Annotated in this window: 20 protein-coding genes; 12 read left to right on the top strand and 8 right to left on the bottom strand. The window is 61.6% G+C overall.

Translation table 11 applies throughout. The features are described from left to right. Positions 1–3 precede the first annotated feature (3 nt). On the top strand, positions 4–849 hold the full coding sequence (locus tag ACSV9I_RS16975; RefSeq protein WP_438330041.1) for a class I SAM-dependent methyltransferase: 846 nt from the start codon (positions 4–6) through the stop codon (positions 847–849). A 56-nt stretch (positions 850–905) separates the two neighbouring features. Here ACSV9I_RS16975 and ACSV9I_RS16970 read toward each other — a convergent pair whose 3' ends face one another. The 4 genes from ACSV9I_RS16970 to ACSV9I_RS16955 form a co-directional block, all read right to left on the bottom strand. Beyond that, positions 906–1934 (bottom strand): histone deacetylase family protein, encoded by a 1029-nt coding sequence (locus tag ACSV9I_RS16970; protein ID WP_438330040.1) that lies wholly within the window; start codon positions 1932–1934, stop codon positions 906–908. 134 nt (positions 1935–2068) lie between these two features. Then, positions 2069–2425, bottom strand: coding sequence for a hypothetical protein (locus ACSV9I_RS16965; RefSeq protein ID WP_438330039.1), 357 nt, complete (start codon positions 2423–2425; stop codon positions 2069–2071). A gap of 122 nt (positions 2426–2547) precedes the next feature. Continuing rightward, positions 2548–3084, bottom strand: coding sequence for a GNAT family N-acetyltransferase (locus ACSV9I_RS16960; RefSeq protein ID WP_054156372.1), 537 nt, complete (start codon positions 3082–3084; stop codon positions 2548–2550). A gap of 31 nt (positions 3085–3115) precedes the next feature. Further along, positions 3116–3688 carry a helix-turn-helix domain-containing protein gene (locus ACSV9I_RS16955; RefSeq protein WP_438330038.1) on the bottom strand — a complete coding sequence of 191 codons (573 nt, stop codon included), beginning with the start codon at positions 3686–3688 and terminating at the stop codon, positions 3116–3118. Between the two features lie 122 nt (positions 3689–3810). Between ACSV9I_RS16955 and ACSV9I_RS16950 the strand changes: the two genes are divergently transcribed. Next, complete coding sequence (locus ACSV9I_RS16950; protein ID WP_438330037.1) at positions 3811–4557, top strand: MOSC domain-containing protein; 747 nt, start codon at positions 3811–3813, stop codon at positions 4555–4557. Here the strand turns inward: ACSV9I_RS16950 and ACSV9I_RS16945 are convergent. Continuing rightward, entirely contained in the window at positions 4542–6233 is a 1692-nt protein-coding gene (locus ACSV9I_RS16945; RefSeq protein WP_438330036.1) for an FAD/NAD(P)-binding protein, read from the bottom strand. The two genes, ACSV9I_RS16950 and ACSV9I_RS16945, sit on opposite strands and share 16 nt — an antisense overlap. Positions 6234–6405: 172 nt before the next feature. Here ACSV9I_RS16945 and ACSV9I_RS16940 point away from each other — a divergent pair, with 172 nt between their 5' ends. Continuing rightward, the gene (locus tag ACSV9I_RS16940; RefSeq protein ID WP_054156376.1) at positions 6406–6636 is read left to right on the top strand and encodes a DUF2171 domain-containing protein; all 231 of its coding nucleotides are present in this window, start codon (positions 6406–6408) and stop codon (positions 6634–6636) included. Between the two features lie 98 nt (positions 6637–6734). Here the strand turns inward: ACSV9I_RS16940 and ACSV9I_RS16935 are convergent, their stop codons facing one another. Beyond that, positions 6735–7139, bottom strand: coding sequence for a ketosteroid isomerase-related protein (locus ACSV9I_RS16935; protein ID WP_054156377.1), 405 nt, complete (start codon positions 7137–7139; stop codon positions 6735–6737). Between the two features lie 81 nt (positions 7140–7220). On the opposite strand from ACSV9I_RS16935, the gene ACSV9I_RS16930 reads away from it, so the two are divergent. The 4 genes from ACSV9I_RS16930 (at position 7221) to lepA (ending at position 11288) form a co-directional block, all read left to right on the top strand. Then, positions 7221–7814: a GNAT family N-acetyltransferase gene (locus tag ACSV9I_RS16930; protein WP_438330035.1), complete on the top strand. Its 594-nt coding sequence runs from the start codon at positions 7221–7223 to the stop codon at positions 7812–7814. Beyond that, positions 7811–8686: a carbon-nitrogen hydrolase family protein gene (locus ACSV9I_RS16925; RefSeq protein ID WP_438330034.1), complete on the top strand. Its 876-nt coding sequence runs from the start codon at positions 7811–7813 to the stop codon at positions 8684–8686. Before ACSV9I_RS16930 ends, ACSV9I_RS16925 begins: the two co-directional genes overlap by 4 nt. Before the next feature lie 76 nt (positions 8687–8762). Beyond that, positions 8763–9032 carry a CopG family ribbon-helix-helix protein gene (locus ACSV9I_RS16920; RefSeq protein WP_438330033.1) on the top strand — a complete coding sequence of 90 codons (270 nt, stop codon included), beginning with the start codon at positions 8763–8765 and terminating at the stop codon, positions 9030–9032. Positions 9033–9437: 405 nt separating this feature from the next. Beyond that, complete coding sequence (gene lepA, locus ACSV9I_RS16915) at positions 9438–11288, top strand: translation elongation factor 4 (protein WP_438330230.1); 1851 nt, start codon at positions 9438–9440, stop codon at positions 11286–11288. A 48-nt stretch (positions 11289–11336) separates the two neighbouring features. On the opposite strand, the gene ACSV9I_RS16910 is transcribed toward lepA, so the two are convergent. Further along, complete coding sequence (locus ACSV9I_RS16910; protein WP_438330032.1) at positions 11337–12149, bottom strand: NAD(P)H-binding protein; 813 nt, start codon at positions 12147–12149, stop codon at positions 11337–11339. Between the two features lie 71 nt (positions 12150–12220). Here ACSV9I_RS16910 and ACSV9I_RS16905 point away from each other — a divergent pair, with 71 nt between their 5' ends. Further along, complete coding sequence (locus ACSV9I_RS16905; RefSeq protein ID WP_438330031.1) at positions 12221–12622, top strand: winged helix-turn-helix transcriptional regulator; 402 nt, start codon at positions 12221–12223, stop codon at positions 12620–12622. On the opposite strand, the gene ACSV9I_RS16900 is transcribed toward ACSV9I_RS16905, so the two are convergent. Continuing rightward, a complete protein-coding gene (locus ACSV9I_RS16900; protein ID WP_438330030.1) occupies positions 12598–12954 on the bottom strand; it encodes a winged helix-turn-helix transcriptional regulator in 357 nt (118 codons plus the stop codon). The two genes, ACSV9I_RS16905 and ACSV9I_RS16900, sit on opposite strands and share 25 nt — an antisense overlap. Positions 12955–13053: 99 nt before the next feature. Here ACSV9I_RS16900 and ACSV9I_RS16895 point away from each other — a divergent pair, with 99 nt between their 5' ends. The 4 genes from ACSV9I_RS16895 (at position 13054) to ACSV9I_RS16880 (ending at position 14397) form a co-directional block, all read left to right on the top strand. Further along, complete coding sequence (locus ACSV9I_RS16895) at positions 13054–13359, top strand: putative quinol monooxygenase (RefSeq protein ID WP_054156384.1); 306 nt, start codon at positions 13054–13056, stop codon at positions 13357–13359. A gap of 57 nt (positions 13360–13416) precedes the next feature. After that, positions 13417–13647, top strand: a complete 231-nt coding sequence (locus ACSV9I_RS16890) for a type II toxin-antitoxin system CcdA family antitoxin (RefSeq protein WP_438330029.1) — start codon at positions 13417–13419, stop codon at positions 13645–13647. A 2-nt stretch (positions 13648–13649) separates the two neighbouring features. Beyond that, on the top strand, positions 13650–13949 hold the full coding sequence (locus ACSV9I_RS16885) for a CcdB family protein (RefSeq protein WP_438330028.1): 300 nt from the start codon (positions 13650–13652) through the stop codon (positions 13947–13949). Positions 13950–14031: 82 nt separating this feature from the next. After that, complete coding sequence (locus ACSV9I_RS16880) at positions 14032–14397, top strand: YegP family protein (RefSeq protein ID WP_054156387.1); 366 nt, start codon at positions 14032–14034, stop codon at positions 14395–14397. Positions 14398–15335: the final 938 nt, after the last annotated feature.

The raw sequence follows: 15335 nt of genomic DNA, 5'->3' as shown, positions 1-15335 counted from the left end.
ACCATGGAGACTTTGGCCATCATCCCCACGCCCGTCGCCTCACCCCCTGTGCCCGACCTGATCGCGCTGAAAGCCCGCCAGCAGGGGGCGTGGGCATCCGGTGACTATGCCGTCGTCGGCACGACCCTGCAGATCGTCGGCGAAACACTGTGCGAGGCGCTCGATCTGCGAGCCGGTGAAACCGTGCTCGACATCGCCGCTGGCAATGGCAATGCGACGCTGGCTGCGGCACGCCGTTTTGCCGTCGTCACCTCGACTGATTATGTCCCGGCGCTTCTCGACCGCGGCCGCGACCGCGCCGAAGCGGAAGGTCTGAAGGTGACCTTTCAGCCAGCGGATGCCGAGGCCTTGCCCTTCGAGGGCGAAGCCTTCGACGTGGTCGTGTCCACCTTCGGTGTCATGTTTACGCCGAACCAGGATCAGGCCGCCCGGGAGATGGTGCGTGTCTGCCGCCCGGCAGGCCGCATCGGCATGGCCAACTGGACCCCGGATGGCTTTATCGGCCAGATATTCCGCACCATCGGCCAGCATTTACCGCCACCGCCCGGCGCACGCTCTCCGGCTTTGTGGGGAACAGAGGCCCATCTTGAGATGCTGTTTCCAAACGCCCGCGAGATCACTGCGCAGAACAAGGCCTTCACTTTCCGCTATCGTTCACCCGCCCATTGGCTGGAGGTATTCCGCACCTGGTATGGCCCCGTGCACAAGGCTTTCGCCGCCTTGCCGGAAGACGGCCAGTCAGCCCTGGCGCAAGAACTCCTGGCGCTGATCACCCGGTTCAACCGGGCAACCGACGGGACCATGGTCGTGCCGAGCGACTATCTCGAGGTCATCGTGACCAAGGCTTGAGGCCAAGCGGAGGCGCCGCTCGGCAGCGGGGCCTCCCAATCAACACGGCGCAAGTCTCAGGCTTCCAGACCCTTCAGCATATTGGCCACGTTGAGCCCGATCTCGGGCACGCCGTAGCCGCCCTCCATCAGGGTCAGCACCGGAATGCCGCTTTGGGCGATCATCTCGCCCATCCGGATATAGTCGTCGGATTTGAGCTTGAAGAAGCTGATCGGATCCTTCTCGAAGGTATCGACGCCCAGCGAAACCACGATGGCTTCAGCACCATAGGCCCTGATGCGCTCCAGGCTGTGGGCGAGCGCCTTGGCCCAGACGTCCCAGGGCGTGCCACGCGGCAGCGGATAATTGGCGTTGAGGCCCTCGCCTTCGCCTTCACCGGTTTCATCGGCATAGCCCAGGAAATAGGGGAAGGCATCCTGCGGCTCGCCATGCAGGGAGGCAAAGAAGATGTCGCCGCGCTGATAGGTGATGTCCTGGGTGCCATTGCCGTGGTGGAAGTCGACATCCAGGATCGCGACTTTCTTGGCACCCTGATCGATGAGGCTCTGTGCGGCGACAGCGGCATTGTTGATGAAGCAATAGCCGCCGAAGAGGTCGCGGCCTGCATGATGGCCGGGCGGGCGGCAGAGCGAGAAGGCAAAGCGGTTGCCCGCATTCAACCAGTCGGCGCCGGACAGCGCCACATCCATCGAGGCGATCGCGGCCTCATAGGTACCCTTGGAAATCGCGGTTTCCGCCGAATTCGTGTAATAGCCGAGCGCCCCGTCGATATTCTTGGGCACGCGCGCCGTCTGACTGCGGCGGCAGGGAAAGGAAGTGGGAATGGCCTCGCCTTCGAACCCATGGGCCTCCCAACGGTCCCAGCACGTGCGCAGGAAGTCGAGATAGCCGGCGTCATGCACCTTCAGTGCGGTTTCAAGACCGTGGTCGGCTGGCGCATGCACATCCGTGAACCCGGCTTCCTGGACACCCGCCAACACCCATTCGGCGCGGAACGGCCCCTCGAAGGGCTTGACCAGCAGGCCGCCATGCAGCTCCGTCTTGGCATCGCGAAGCTTGTGTTTTTCGGAATAAAATACGCGCATGTTCGGCTCACCCTCATTTGTGCTTGAGGCGAAGGTAGCCCCGACGCGCAGCATCGGACAAGACGAAAAAGGCGGCTTTTCTGGTCGCTTGACCAGAAAAGCCGCCCCTTACCCCCGGCCCCCGCCGAACTTGGCTATTCTTTCAGATTGATCTGCTCGGTCTGGCCACCTTCGCAGGTGTAGCAGCAGTCTTCGCAGGTCTCGGCATTCTCCGGACCCACGCCCCAATAGGTCTGCTTGTCGCCCTCGATCCAGGCGCCATAGCAGATCTTCTCGCCCTCTTCGCAGGACAGCGGGATCTGCTTGGTTTCGCCATCATTGAGATAGAAGACCTGATTGTTGCCCGGCCACACATAGTCGCGGTCCTGGCTGTAGAGCTCAACCTCGACGGCGTTCGGATGATCGTTGCGCATCACGAAGGTCACGTCTGCGGCCATGGCCGGTGCGGCCACAAGAAGACTCGTCAAAACAACAAAACGTTTCAGCGCCATGAGATTCCCCCGCCTCTTCTCATGTGCGAGCCAGCCTCGCACCTCTTGGGGATGAGTTAGCATATCGCGAGAAGATGGAAAGTGTTCGGCACGGACGTTTTTTGGGCGCGGTTCTGAGGTCTTCAGGCCGGGGCCGCGTCAAGGCGCTTGTAGAAAACCACGGTGTCGCAATAGCGACCATCGGGAAAGAGGGCATAGTCTGGAATGATGCCCGAACGCTGCCAGCCGAGCTTCTCGTAAAGGCTTTCAGCCAGCTCGCCCCTTGCCGTGTCGAGCACCAGCAGCCAACGGCCCGCCTCCTTCGCACCGGCCTCCGCCGCCGCCATCAGGGCCTTCGAGAGACCAAGGCCACGGGCCTTGCGATGGACGAGAAGTTTCATCAGGTCACCGCGATGCGGCTGGTTCGGCTTCTGGGCAAACCCCACCTGCACCGTGCCAACGAGCCGGTCATCGACGAAGGCGCCGTAGAGCAAGACCTCCCCTCGACGCACACCACCCGCCACACCGCGCCAGAAGGCCTCGCCATCGGCTGGCTGCAAGGGCGGCATGAAGCCGACAGAGGCATTATCCTCGACGCAATCAGCAAGCACATCCTTGAGCGCCTCCAGGTTTTCCAGGGCTTCAGTCTCAGAGAGCAGGCGAATATCAGGCATGGGCATGGTCCTGTACGGCGTATCCAATGGATGAATTTCAGGGACCGAGCGCAATGACAACGGCATAGCGCGCGGGGCGATCGGTTGGGTTGCGATAGGCTTTGACGTCAGCGACATTCATGAAGAGGCAATCACCGGCTTCGAGCCGGTGGACCCCATCGCCGACTTCCAGTTCGATAGTGCCGTCGAAAACCCAGACATGCTGGGTCTGACTGCGTCCGGAGAGGTGGCCGGGAAAGCGGACTTCGGCACGGGCTGGAAAGTCGATTTCGATAATATCGGTTCCACTGCCGGTTCCGGCCGGCGACACGGCGCGGCGCAGATAACCGCTTTCCGGATCGCGCCAGACCGGCTGATCACGGCGGCGGGCGAGCGGTCCCCCCTCCTCCTCGTCGCTCGAGAAGAAAACCGACAGCGAGACGCCGAGCGCTGCGCAGAGCCGTGCCAGAAGGGCTGCTGTCGGGCTCGCTTCGGCGCGCTCGATGCGCGAGATCATGGCCCGGCTGACGCCCGAGACCTCCGCCAGCCCGTCCAGTGTCAGCCCCCGGCGGATGCGTAGCGCCCGGATCCGTTCGCCGACCGTCTTTTCGAATTCATCACCAACTTCCATGATAATAGAATTTATCGTTCTTATGATGGAGTCAAGGCTTGATCCATCTCCAACTTGACGAAAGACGGAACAGAAAGGGCCATGGCGGCTTAAAGTGACCGACGACAGCTGAAGGGAATGCCATGCGCAGAATCGGTCATGTGAAGGAAATCTGGCGCTATCCCGTCAGTTCTGTGGGCGGTCAGCGACTGGATGCACTCTCCGTTTCCCCAGCCGGCATCGAGGGCGACCGCCGCTTTGCCCTGTTTGATCCGCAAACCGGCCTGTCCGCAGCCCCGGAACGGGACCCGCGCTGGCGCCCTGCCCTGTTTCTTCAGGCGATGCGCGGCGAGACAGCCCATCTGCCGCAGCTGCGCTTCCCGGATGGCTCCCTCCACTGGCTCGACGACGCCCATCTCGATCAGCGCCTACTCGATCACTTCGGCTTTGCCGCTCATATCGGCGCCTATGGTGGACTGGCCGATGGCGCCGATATGCGCTTTCCTGTGGTCTCCAACCGCTATACGCCCGCCCCCTTGCATCTGGTCACGACCGCCTCGCTGACACGGCTTTCCGTCATCGCCGGTCTGCCCCCGCTGGATGGGCAACGCTTTCGCCCCTCCGTGCTGATCGAGACGGAAGAGACGGAAAGCGGATTTGTCGAAAACGCGTGGGTCGGCGGCAGCATTCGCATTGGCGCGGCCAAGGTGCGGGTGACCGAAGCCTCCCGCCGCTGCGGAATGACGATGATTGCCCAGCCCGGAATGAACGAACAGCCGGAGATCCTGCGCGGCATCATGCGGCACAATGCCCGCAATCTCGGCGTCTATGCCGGCGTCGAGGAGGCTGTAACCCTTGCCGTCGGTGATCCCGTCTATGCCGGGATCTGAAACAGGCGCGTTTCGCTTTCCATCACATCGGCGAGGATCGCATTTCCGACGGTCTCGCCAATATCCCGAGCACTGGTGATCCCCTGCACGAAGGGTTCCTTGTGCAAAAGGAAGGCGATGGCCGCGCAATAGAGCCGGTTGCTCATCGAGCTCGTCGTTTTCGGCCGATACTGTTCATCGACATCGATGCCGCCGGTCCGGACCGTGTCCAGCGCGCGGTCTGTCTCGCGGAGCGTGCCGGCAACCGGGGTCTCGGACAGCTTGACGCCACCCTGGGCAACCAGCGTCGGAAAGGGCAAGTCCGTCGCCGACAGGGTTTCCTGTCCCGTCGCATCGATAAAAGCACCAAAACGATAGGCGTCGCCCGCGACGGTCACTTCGGCACCCCGATCAAGCCCGTCTTCGGCGGTCCGGATTTTATAATCCTCACCGAGCTTCAGAATATCGAGCTTTCCAACCCGCGAAAGCGCCAGCAGGCGACGGATCGAGGTCAGCGGTACGGTCGCGTAGTCATCGATGAAGATGCCCTTGAAGTGGCGATGGAAGCGCTTGAGGTCCTGCTCATCCAGGTGCGGAATGACCCGGGCGACGATTTCATGGGTGATCAGGATGGCGTAGCGCCACGGCACCGTATGCTGCCGGATCCGGTTTTCTTCGGTTTCCGCCAGGTTGCGTGCGGCCCAGACAAAAGGATCGGACTCGACCCGGTCGCGGTAGTAGGCCGCGGCAAAGGTCTCGACGGTCAGCTGTGACAGGCCGATGCGCGCTGCATAATCGGGGTCGGCCGCCACGATCTCGCGGCGAAAGAGATCGAAGACATCGTCCAGCAGGTCATGGCGACCGCTCGCGATCAGCGCGTCGATCGCCTCCTCCGTGCAGATCCTCGGGGTCATGTAAGGCAGCGGACAATAGAAATCCGCTTCCGGCAGAAGCCCCTTGCGCGACATCATCGTTGCGTGGAAATCCTCCGTGCCCTCGGCCGGCTGATACTGAAGGTCGCCGTTCGCATCGGCATAGAACATGCCATGCGCGGTCGCGACCGTCATCAGGGCATCAATGCCGCTGAGCGAGGTTCCAAGGATGCCGACCCGCTCATTGCGCACCGTCTTCAAGGCCGCCGCCGGCCAGGGCGACACGAAGTAGCCGGGCCGGACCTCCGTGGTGTCAGGCCAGTTGTGACCCGTCGCCATGACCACGTGATCGAACAGCGCATCCGACTGGCCGTCGGCATTCTCCACCCGCAGCCGGATTTGCTCGGGCTGCAATTCAATGTCGATCACCTTGTGCCGGGCAAGCACGCTCAGATCGTGCCCATTGGCACGGGCCGTTTCGCAGAGCCGGTCGAACTGCTCCTGCATGTAGTCGCCAAGCACGACACGCGGATAGAATTCCCGATCGTCAATGGCATTACGCATGACGCCCAGCTCCATCAGCCGCGCATCGGTCTGGCGCCGTAGCCAGCCGACCAGCGTTTCGGTGAAGGCCGGAAGCTCGATGCTCGGAATGTTCGACAGCATCGCCGGATCGTTGACGTCGGGATGGTAGGGCGTGCCCTTGCCCGGCTCGCCTTCCGCTTCATAGAGGGTGAGCGACAGCGGCACCGTCGAGGCGACAAGCTGCTTGAAGGTATAGAGGCCGGTCGGACCGGTCCCAATGATCGCAATTCTGGGAAGCATGTGTGATCTCGCTCAGGCGCGCGAGGGATCTCGTCACGCAGGTGCGGGTCAATGCGCGTGACCGCTGGATGTTCCCGCCGCCAACCCCAGGCCAGGATCGATTTTTGCGGGAACAATCGCCCGGCTGAACGCTTAGTTTGGCATCGCAACCACGAAACAGGAGGATGACCCGATGATTTCTGCAGACCAGATCCGTGAGCATATGGAAGTTCGCGACGCTGACGGCGCGCATGTCGGCACCGTCGACCACATGGACGGCCAGAGCCGCATCAAGCTGACGCGCAAGGACTCTCAAGATGGCCAGCATCACTACATCCCGCTCGACTGGATTGACCATATCGACCAGCATGTCCACCTGTCGAAGAATGTCGACGAGGTGAAGCGCGACTGGTCGGTCAACTGACACTCTGCATGAGTGCGGGAAGTTACCGCCGTCATGAAAAAAGCCGCCACGCCCCAGGGCGTGGCGGCTTTTGACTGTTGGCAGAGAGGCCGTCGCCCTCAGCCGCCAACCTGGGCGATCCAGTCGGGCAGGCTGTAATAGTTGGAAATGCGGGCAACCTTGCCGTCTTTCAGTTCGAAGAAGGCACCGGCAGGCAGGCGATAGGTCTGACCATTGGCTTCCGGCAGGCCTTCATCGGTCGCGAGATAGGTGCCATTGACGATGAACTCGGCCGCACCCCGCGTGCCGTCCTCGGTCGCCATCACCACCATTTCGGTGAGTTCTTCCTTGTAGCAGCGGTTCATGTGATCCATGAATTTTGCGAAAGCTGCCTTGCCCACCTGGCGTTCGCCCTGGTTGATATCATGGGCGACATCCTCCGTCAGAAGCGAAAGGAAGCGGTCCATGTCGCCGGCATTGAAGGCATCGTAATAGGCGCGGATGGTGTCGGTGGCTGAAGTCATGGATCACTCCCTGGCATGGAACGGCTTTCGTGATGTCTCGCCCGAGGGTATAACCGCTCGGCAACGGACTGAAAACACTCTATGACCCTTACCATTCAATCCTTTTCTGGCAGCGACGCCGTCCCTTTCTTCGACGACCTCGCACGCCTGCGCGCCACGGTCTTCCGGGATTTTCCCTATCTCTACGAAGCCAATCCGGCCTATGAGCAGACCTATCTTGCGACCTACGCGAAATCAGAGGGCTCCGTCTTTGTCATTGCCCGCGACGGCGAAACCGTGGTCGGCGTGGCCACCGGAACGCCGATGGCGGGCGAGACCGATGAGGTCAAAGCCCCCTTCCTCGCCAGTGGCCGCGATCCGGCCGACTATTTCTATTTCGGCGAAAGCGTTCTGCTCTCCGCCTATCGCGGCCAGGGCATCGGGGTGAAATTCTTCGAGGGGCGCGAGGCGCAGGCCCGCAAGCTTGGCCTCAACTACGCCACCTTCTGCGCTGTCGAGCGCCCGGACACTCATCCGCGCCGCCCGGCAGACTATGTGCCGCTGAATGCCTTCTGGGCCAAGCGTGGCTATACCCATCATCCCGAGCTTGCCACGACCTTCTCCTGGCGGGATCTCGACGATGTCAGCGACAGTCCCAAGCCTCTCTCATTCTGGATCCGGGACCTGAGATCATGACCGCCATCACGCTTGCTGCCTGCCAATACAAAATAGAGCTGATTGAGAGCTGGGAAGCTTACGTCCTCCACCTCACGGGTCTGGTGCGCGAAGCGGTGGACCGGGGCGCAAAACTCCTGCTTTTGCCGGAATATGCAGGCCTCGTGCTTGCCGGCCAGCTCGATCAGGACACCCGTTCCGACCTGCATGGCTCGATTGCCGGCATACAGCCGCTGATCCCGGCCTGGGTCGAACTCTGCGAGGAGCTCGCCCGGACCCATGCGATTGTCTTCCAGCCCGGCTCGGCACCGGTGCTCGACCCGGATGGCCTCTACCGGAACCGCGCCTTCCTGTTCGGGCCGGACGGGTTGATCGGGCATCAGGACAAGATCATCATGACCCGCTTCGAGCGTGAGCAATGGGGCATTGCCGGCGCCGTCGACGGGTTGAAGGCCTTCGACACGCCGCTTGGCAAACTCGGCATCCTGATCTGCTACGACAATGAATTCCCGATGCTCGCCCATACCCTGGCCGAACAGGGCGTCGACCTCATCCTCGCGCCGTCCTGCACCGACACGCTGGCCGGCGCCTACCGCGTTCGCATCGGCGCCCAGGCCCGCGCGCTGGAAAACCAGATCGCCGTGCTCGCCTCACCCACCGCCGGCACCGCCCCCTGGTCGCCCGCCATGGACGAAAACCGCGGCCGCGCCGCCCTCTACGTTCCGCCGGACTACGGCATGCCGCCCACGGGCATCTTTGCCGAAAGCGACAGCGATTCGGTCGAGGAAAGCCACTGGCTGATCACCGAGATCGACATGACCGGCGTCGCGCGGCTCAGAACCGAAGGACAGGTTGCCACCCGCCGCGACTGGCCGGAGCAGTTCGGGGTTTGAGGCGGATCGCACTCGGCGTTCTGGTGAAACGATCGCGGGCACGCTATGATATCGCTGCAACGCGTGGAACAGCGCCATGTCTTCCCGTACAACGATGACGATTGAGATCGGCCAGCACGTCAAAGACCAGCTCGATGCGCTTGCATCGGACGCTGACCAGAGCAGTCAACGCCTCGCCGAAAAGGCGGTCATCGCCTTTGTCGAACAGGAATTCGCCTTGCGGCAGTCCATCGAAAGAGGCCTTGCCGAGAGCCGCACCGGTGATGTTGTCCCGCATGAGGATGTTATTGCCGAGATGCGTGCGATGATCGATGCGGCCCGTCGGAAACGGGCGGCTCGGGGATAAGGCGCCCGGTCGTTTGGGCGACCGAAGCCACTCGTGAGACGCTCGCGATCCTGCGCCACATCGCTGAAGACGACCCCTATTTCCCCGAGCCTATCGTCGACCTCATCGAAGCTGCGGGTCATCGCCTCGGCGATATCACGGCCGGTCACCCTGGTCGCGTCGCGGGCACCTTCGAGAAATCCCTCGCTCCCCTGCCGTGGATCCTCTGCTATGCCGTCGACAGGCTGCCGAACGGGGAGCGAATCTTGATCCTTTGGGTCATCCATACCGCCCGCGACTGGCCGAAGGGCCGTTGGCCTGAACTGTATTGAGCAGATCATCGCTTTCGTGGCGTCGAAAAAATTGCCCCCCTGCGACGTCAAAAGCACCGTGACCGCCTGCAAAACCCCATCTTTCCGCTTTGCGATGGAATGGCCCGCTGCTATATGCGCGGCCATGAGCACCGATCGCACGCCCCTCGACCATATCCGCAACTTTTCCATCGTCGCGCATATCGACCATGGCAAGTCCACCCTCGCCGACCGTCTGATCCAGTCGACCGGCGGCCTTGCCGACCGCGAGATGTCGGAACAGGTCCTCGACAATATGGACATCGAGAAGGAACGCGGCATCACCATCAAGGCCCAGACAGTGCGTCTGCACTACAAGGCCAACAATGGCGAGACCTATGTGCTGAACCTGATCGATACACCCGGTCACGTCGACTTCGCCTATGAAGTCTCGCGCTCGCTTTCGGCCTGCGAAGGCTCGCTTCTCGTCGTTGACGCCTCCCAGGGCGTGGAAGCCCAGACGCTCGCCAATGTCTACCAGGCGATCGACAACAATCACGAGCTGGTCACCGTCCTCAACAAGGTCGACCTGCCGGCCGCCGAGCCCGAGCGCATCAAGGAACAGATCGAGGAAGTCATCGGCATCGATGCGTCTGAGGCCGTCCTGATCTCGGCCAAGACTGGCCTTGGCATTCCCGACGTTCTCGAAGCCATCGTGCACAAGCTGCCGGCGCCGAAGAGCGAAGGCGGCGATAAGGCTCCCTTGAAGGCGCTGCTCGTCGACAGCTGGTACGACACCTATCTCGGCGTCATGGTTCTCGTCCGCGTGCTGGATGGCGTCTTGTCCAAGGGCCAGGTCATCCGCATGATGGGCACGGATGCCAAGTACACGATCGAGCGCGTCGGCGTGCTGACCCCGAAGATGGTTTCGGTCGACAGCCTTGGCCCGGGCGAAATCGGCTTCTTCACCGGTTCGATCAAGGAAGTGGCCGATACCCGCGTCGGCGATACCATCACCGAAGACAAGCGCCCGACCGCCAACATGCTGCCGGGCTTCAAGCCGGCTCAGCCGGTCGTGTTCTGCGGCCTCTTCCCGGTTGACGCTGCCGACTTCGAAGACCTGCGCGCCGCCATGGGCAAGCTGCGCCTGAACGACGCTTCCTTCTCGTTTGAAATGGAATCCTCTGCCGCGCTTGGCTTCGGCTTCCGCTGCGGCTTCCTCGGGCTGCTCCATCTCGAAATCATCCAGGAGCGTCTCGAGCGCGAATTCGATCTCGACCTGATCGCAACCGCCCCTTCGGTCGTCTACAAGCTGTTCATGACAGACGGCACGGAGCGCGAGCTGCACAACCCGGCCGATATGCCGGACGTGGTGCGGATCAACGAAATCCACGAGCCGTGGATCAAGGCAACGATCCTGACGCCGGACGATTATCTCGGCGGTATCCTGAAGCTCTGCCAGGACCGTCGTGGCATCCAGACCGAACTCACTTACGTCGGCAAGCGCGCCATGCTGACCTATCAGCTGCCGCTCAACGAAGTGGTCTTCGACTTCTATGACCGCCTGAAGTCGATCTCCAAGGGTTACGCCTCCTTCGACTATCATCTCGACGCCTATCGCGAGGGCAACCTCGTGAAGATGTCGATCATGGTCAATGGCGAGCCGGTCGACGCGCTCTCCATGCTGGTCCACCGTTCGGCCGCCGAAAAGCGCGGCCGCGACATGTGCGAGAAGCTCAAGGACCTGATCCCGCGTCACATGTTCAAGATCCCGATCCAGGCCGCCATCGGCGGCAACGTGATCGCCCGCGAAACAATCTCGGCCATGCGCAAGGACGTAACTGCCAAGTGCTACGGCGGCGACGCATCGCGCAAGCGCAAGCTTCTCGACAAGCAGAAGGCCGGCAAGAAGCGAATGCGCCAGTTCGGCAAGGTCGAGATCCCGCAGGAAGCCTTTATCGCCGCGCTGAAGATGAGCGACGAGTAAGACGAGTAAATATCGGGAGCCTCTCGCAAGGCTCCCGCCTCGGCCTCCTCATTTCGCTGCCCGTGCGGCCTCTAAGGCGATCGGCAATGTCGGCCGCGGTTTCGCGGAGATCAGGGCCGAAAGGTCCGTGTGGCTCGCCTGCAGAAATCCGGCGGCGGCACTCGAATAGATCGACATCAGCATTGGCGGCTGGAAGGGTTCAAGCGGCGCCCCGTTCAGGGACGCACGCGCCTCTTCGAGGCTCGATGGCCGGTAGGTGACACCGAGCGCATCTGCCAGATCGGCAACGCTCCAGGCGTCTGCCCCCGATAGCTCATAGACCCTGCCCGCATGGGCGGGTGGGTCCTTCAGAACCGTCACAGCGGCATCGGCCAGGTCTCTCCTTGCCACGGGCGACATCCGCCCCGTGCCGAAAGGCGCCCGGATCACCCCATCGACCGGGGTGGCCAGCGCGCCGATCAGCTCGGCATAAAGGCCATTGCGCAGAATGGTCCAGGCAAGGCCGCTGTCCTTCAGCCGGTTCTCGGTCCAGCGATGCGCAAGCGAAAACGCGAGGTGGTCGCCCGTTCCGCTGAGGCTCGTATAGACGACATGCCGCACGCCATCGCGGACGGCAGCCGCGATTGCCGCATCATGCCGGCGGATCACGACATCATCCTCCGCGTAGCCAGCGGAGATCATGAAGAGCGTGCCGATATCGCTGAAGCGAAGCGTTTGCGGATCGTCGAAATCGACCCGGCGTCGACTGCGGTCAGTCTCATTTGCCGAGCGAGTGCCAATGCGGATGTCGAGACCGGCGTCCTTGGCCCCCTCCGCGACGAGGGTGGAGAGTTGGCCGGAGCCTCCAGTGAGCAGTATCATGGGTTGCGTCCTTATCGTTGCGGGCGCATCTATTTATGGCGACCACTGGAACGACGTAAGGAGGCACATTGATGTTCGCCGCAAGACAGCCCGAGATCGAAACCCTCGAACCTTGCGGAGCGCCCGATCATGAGGATTGCGGCCTGCGTCTCACGCTCGATCGCCTCGGCGAAAAGTGGACGGTCATGACGATTGCCGAACTCTCACGCGGTCCGCGCCGCTACCGCGAAATCGAGCGCGCACTGTCAGGCGTCACGCAACGCATGCTGACCCTGACACTGCGCCGGCTGGAACGCGACGGCCTGGTCAACCGCCATGTCGAGCCCACCAACCCGCCATCCGTGACCTATTCGCTGAGCAGGACGGGTACGGATTTTGCCAGGATTGCCGCCAGTCTCGTCACATGGTCGCGGGCAAACAAGGCCGACATCCTGGCCGCGCGGGATGCCTATGACGCGCGCCCGCGATCCTGATCAACCGCCACCTTGGCCTGTCCGGCATGGAACAAGCCCCAGCCGCCCATGGCATTCAGCACCGGCACCAGTGATCGGCCATAATCGGTGTAGTCATACTCGACATAGACCATGTCACCCTCCTTCACCGGCGTGCGGGAAACAATGTCATCGCGGGCCAGCGCCAGCAGGTTTTCATGCAGGACCTTTTCGGAAATGCCGACCACACGGCGCAGATCGCCGAAGGTTGCTGGGCCAGCGCGCAGGTGCCAGAGGATGCGCGGTTTCCACTTGCCACCGATCACCTTGATCGTCTCCATGACAGGGCAATCCCGGATCTTGTCGATGGCCATCACATCCTCCTCCCGGACTCGGTACTTACCTTTGGGTAAGCTCTTGCCCCCACGCCGCACTCTGCCACCATGGGGTGCAGACTTGAGGAGGAGCCACCCATGATCGTCGAATATATCCGATACGAACTCAAGCAGCATCAGCCACACGACCTCATCACCGCCTATCGCCAGGCCGGCCTTCAGCTACAGGCCGCACCGCAATGCCTCGGTTATGAACTCTCGCACTGCGTGGAAGAACCGTCGAGCCTGACGCTGCGCATCCTGTGGACCTCGACGGATGATCATCTGCAGGGCTTTCGCAAGGGGCCGCATTTCCCACCCTTCCTCGCTGCCATCAGGCCCTTCATCGGCGAAATCGCGGAGATGCGGCATTATGAGACGACCGATGTGCAGTGGCAGCGTTGAAGACGCTACTCCAACCGATCCTTCCGCGCTATAATCGCGCATTCTTGGAGATGCGCCATGTCGACCAAAGCCCGCATGCAGCATGATTTGACTGTCAATGACGCTCTCATCAAGGAGGCGCAGGCGCTCGGCCTCGACGTCTCCGGCGCTGCAGAACAGGGCATTGCGCGTGCGATCAAGGCGGAGAAGGAACGACGCTGGAAAATCGAGAACGCTGAGGCGATCCAGGCCGACCATGACTATGTCGCCAAGCATGGCCTGCCACTCGCCAAATACCGGATGTTCTAGCCATGGCGCGATTTCAGGTGCACCGTCTGAAATCCGCAGACCAGTTGGTCATTGATCTCCAGTCCGATTTTCTCCAGGATCTTCCGACCCGGGTCGTCGCCCCTTTGCACCCCGTCGAAACTGTTTCCTGGTTGATCGCACGGCTTACGCCTCGCTTTGAGGTCGGTGATAAAACCTATGTCATGGCAGCACATCGCCTCGCTGCCCTTCCGCTGTCCGAAATCGGCCCCTCCATCGCCAACCTCTCCCACAAGGCCGACGAGATTACCGCTGCCACCGATTTCCTCTTCCAGGGTTTTTAAGCCCAGCTTGCTCATAGTTTTGCCCCAGGCTAGCATTTGAATGCAATCATAAGCCGATAGGCCTGATAACAGGGAGACGGGCATGCACAAGTTCAAGATCCTGAAGACCGAGAAGGGCGAGTTCCGCGTCCAGTTTGTCTACAATGCCGAAGTCATGGTCTGGTCGGAAAACTACGCTTCGAAGGCGAGCGCGAAGAATTGCGTCGAATCGCTGAAGAAGAATGTCCCGTCAGCCGCGGTCGTCGATCTCACCAAAGAGGAAACCGGCAGCGGCTATCGCTTCGAGATCGACGCAGCGAAGAACGGCGAAACCTTCATCCGCTTCCGCGCCGCCAATAGCGAGATCATGGTGCGCTCTGAAACCTACAAGTCAAAGTCGAGCGCCAGGAACTGCATCGAATCGCTGCAGAAGCGTGTGGCGGAAGCCCCGGTCGAAGAGGTGGAATAGGCCTCGGTCTTCATACCCATACCGATCCAGATCGCGTGCCTCTCTCCTCTTGTGGGAGGGGCTTCGGTGCGGTGGCCGAAGGCCAGTAATCGATCGAGTGAATCGATATCATCAAACATAGCCCAGAGCGCGTCGTCGCCCGAAGGCGGTGAAAAGGCTTGAGCCCGATCAGGGCTAAACTTCAGATTTTTGCGGGTGAGGGCCACGCCCTGACGGCACGCTTACTTGCGATTTCTGTCTGGGCCGCACGCGCTCGCCTCATTCATCATATTCGCTTGCTGCTGCGCCCCGAAGACAAGCTTGCCACACCCTTTACCCCTCATCCTGAGGCGCCCGACACAGTCGGGCCTCGAAGGACGAGGCCCATCTTGCAGCCATTGTCCGGATCCTTAGAGGCCCTCGCTCTCGCGAGCGCGCCTCAGGATGAGGTCATCACACAAGCCGCCGCCCCCTGATCCGGGTCCTGAGACTGTCGAAAGGCAGGATCATACGCATCCCACCTCCCCCCATGCGGGGGAGGACGGAAAATCGAAGGCTTAGGCGCGCGTAAGCCGCCTAAACTTCAGATTTTCCTGGAGAGGGGCACAGTACCTTTGGGCCGACATTACCGAGCCCCTCTCTTGCGAAATCTTAAGGTTTGACCCTGATCGGGCCAATTCCTCGATTTCGCTTTCTCCCCCGCAAGGGGGGAGATAGGCGGGGCTACCAAAAGCCCCTCAATTCCCGTAGTGGCCCGGGGATGAGTTTCGGGAAATCTCCAACGAAATCAGAGCCACATCTTGTTTTTCATCCCCGCTTTTTGCAGCCGCATTACACTCCTCCCCGTTCCGCCCTCGGATACACCTGACGATGCGATGTCAGGCGAGGCGGGATCGGCGCCGGGGCGATGTGCTGTCGCAGGCATAAAACCCCGGCCCGCTTGCAACGGTCTCCCTCCG

Origin of the sequence: Rhizobium sp. G187, from assembly GCF_051549525.1 — a bacterium.
Classification (GTDB): Bacteria; Pseudomonadota; Alphaproteobacteria; order Rhizobiales; family Rhizobiaceae; genus Allorhizobium.
The sequence above is the reverse complement of the archived record's forward strand: the minus strand, read 5'-3'. Positions and strand labels throughout refer to the sequence as shown.

Bases quoted from the DNA above. Each gene is read 5' to 3' on its own strand.
- ACSV9I_RS16975 (WP_438330041.1), top strand. From the start codon at position 4: ATGGAGACTTTGGCCATCATCCCCACGCCCGTCGCCTCACCCCCTGTG.
- ACSV9I_RS16970 (WP_438330040.1), bottom strand. From the start codon at position 1,934: ATGCGCGTATTTTATTCCGAAAAACACAAGCTTCGCGATGCCAAGACG.
- ACSV9I_RS16965 (WP_438330039.1), bottom strand. From the start codon at position 2,425: ATGGCGCTGAAACGTTTTGTTGTTTTGACGAGTCTTCTTGTGGCCGCA.
- ACSV9I_RS16960 (WP_054156372.1), bottom strand. From the start codon at position 3,084: ATGCCCATGCCTGATATTCGCCTGCTCTCTGAGACTGAAGCCCTGGAA.
- ACSV9I_RS16955 (WP_438330038.1), bottom strand. From the start codon at position 3,688: ATGGAAGTTGGTGATGAATTCGAAAAGACGGTCGGCGAACGGATCCGG.
- ACSV9I_RS16950 (WP_438330037.1), top strand. From the start codon at position 3,811: ATGCGCAGAATCGGTCATGTGAAGGAAATCTGGCGCTATCCCGTCAGT.
- ACSV9I_RS16945 (WP_438330036.1), bottom strand. From the start codon at position 6,233: ATGCTTCCCAGAATTGCGATCATTGGGACCGGTCCGACCGGCCTCTAT.
- ACSV9I_RS16940 (WP_054156376.1), top strand. From the start codon at position 6,406: ATGATTTCTGCAGACCAGATCCGTGAGCATATGGAAGTTCGCGACGCT.
- ACSV9I_RS16935 (WP_054156377.1), bottom strand. From the start codon at position 7,139: ATGACTTCAGCCACCGACACCATCCGCGCCTATTACGATGCCTTCAAT.
- ACSV9I_RS16930 (WP_438330035.1), top strand. From the start codon at position 7,221: ATGACCCTTACCATTCAATCCTTTTCTGGCAGCGACGCCGTCCCTTTC.
- ACSV9I_RS16925 (WP_438330034.1), top strand. From the start codon at position 7,811: ATGACCGCCATCACGCTTGCTGCCTGCCAATACAAAATAGAGCTGATT.
- ACSV9I_RS16920 (WP_438330033.1), top strand. From the start codon at position 8,763: ATGTCTTCCCGTACAACGATGACGATTGAGATCGGCCAGCACGTCAAA.
- lepA (WP_438330230.1), top strand. From the start codon at position 9,438: ATGGAATGGCCCGCTGCTATATGCGCGGCCATGAGCACCGATCGCACG.
- ACSV9I_RS16910 (WP_438330032.1), bottom strand. From the start codon at position 12,149: ATGATACTGCTCACTGGAGGCTCCGGCCAACTCTCCACCCTCGTCGCG.
- ACSV9I_RS16905 (WP_438330031.1), top strand. From the start codon at position 12,221: ATGTTCGCCGCAAGACAGCCCGAGATCGAAACCCTCGAACCTTGCGGA.
- ACSV9I_RS16900 (WP_438330030.1), bottom strand. From the start codon at position 12,954: ATGGCCATCGACAAGATCCGGGATTGCCCTGTCATGGAGACGATCAAG.
- ACSV9I_RS16895 (WP_054156384.1), top strand. From the start codon at position 13,054: ATGATCGTCGAATATATCCGATACGAACTCAAGCAGCATCAGCCACAC.
- ACSV9I_RS16890 (WP_438330029.1), top strand. From the start codon at position 13,417: ATGTCGACCAAAGCCCGCATGCAGCATGATTTGACTGTCAATGACGCT.
- ACSV9I_RS16885 (WP_438330028.1), top strand. From the start codon at position 13,650: ATGGCGCGATTTCAGGTGCACCGTCTGAAATCCGCAGACCAGTTGGTC.
- ACSV9I_RS16880 (WP_054156387.1), top strand. From the start codon at position 14,032: ATGCACAAGTTCAAGATCCTGAAGACCGAGAAGGGCGAGTTCCGCGTC.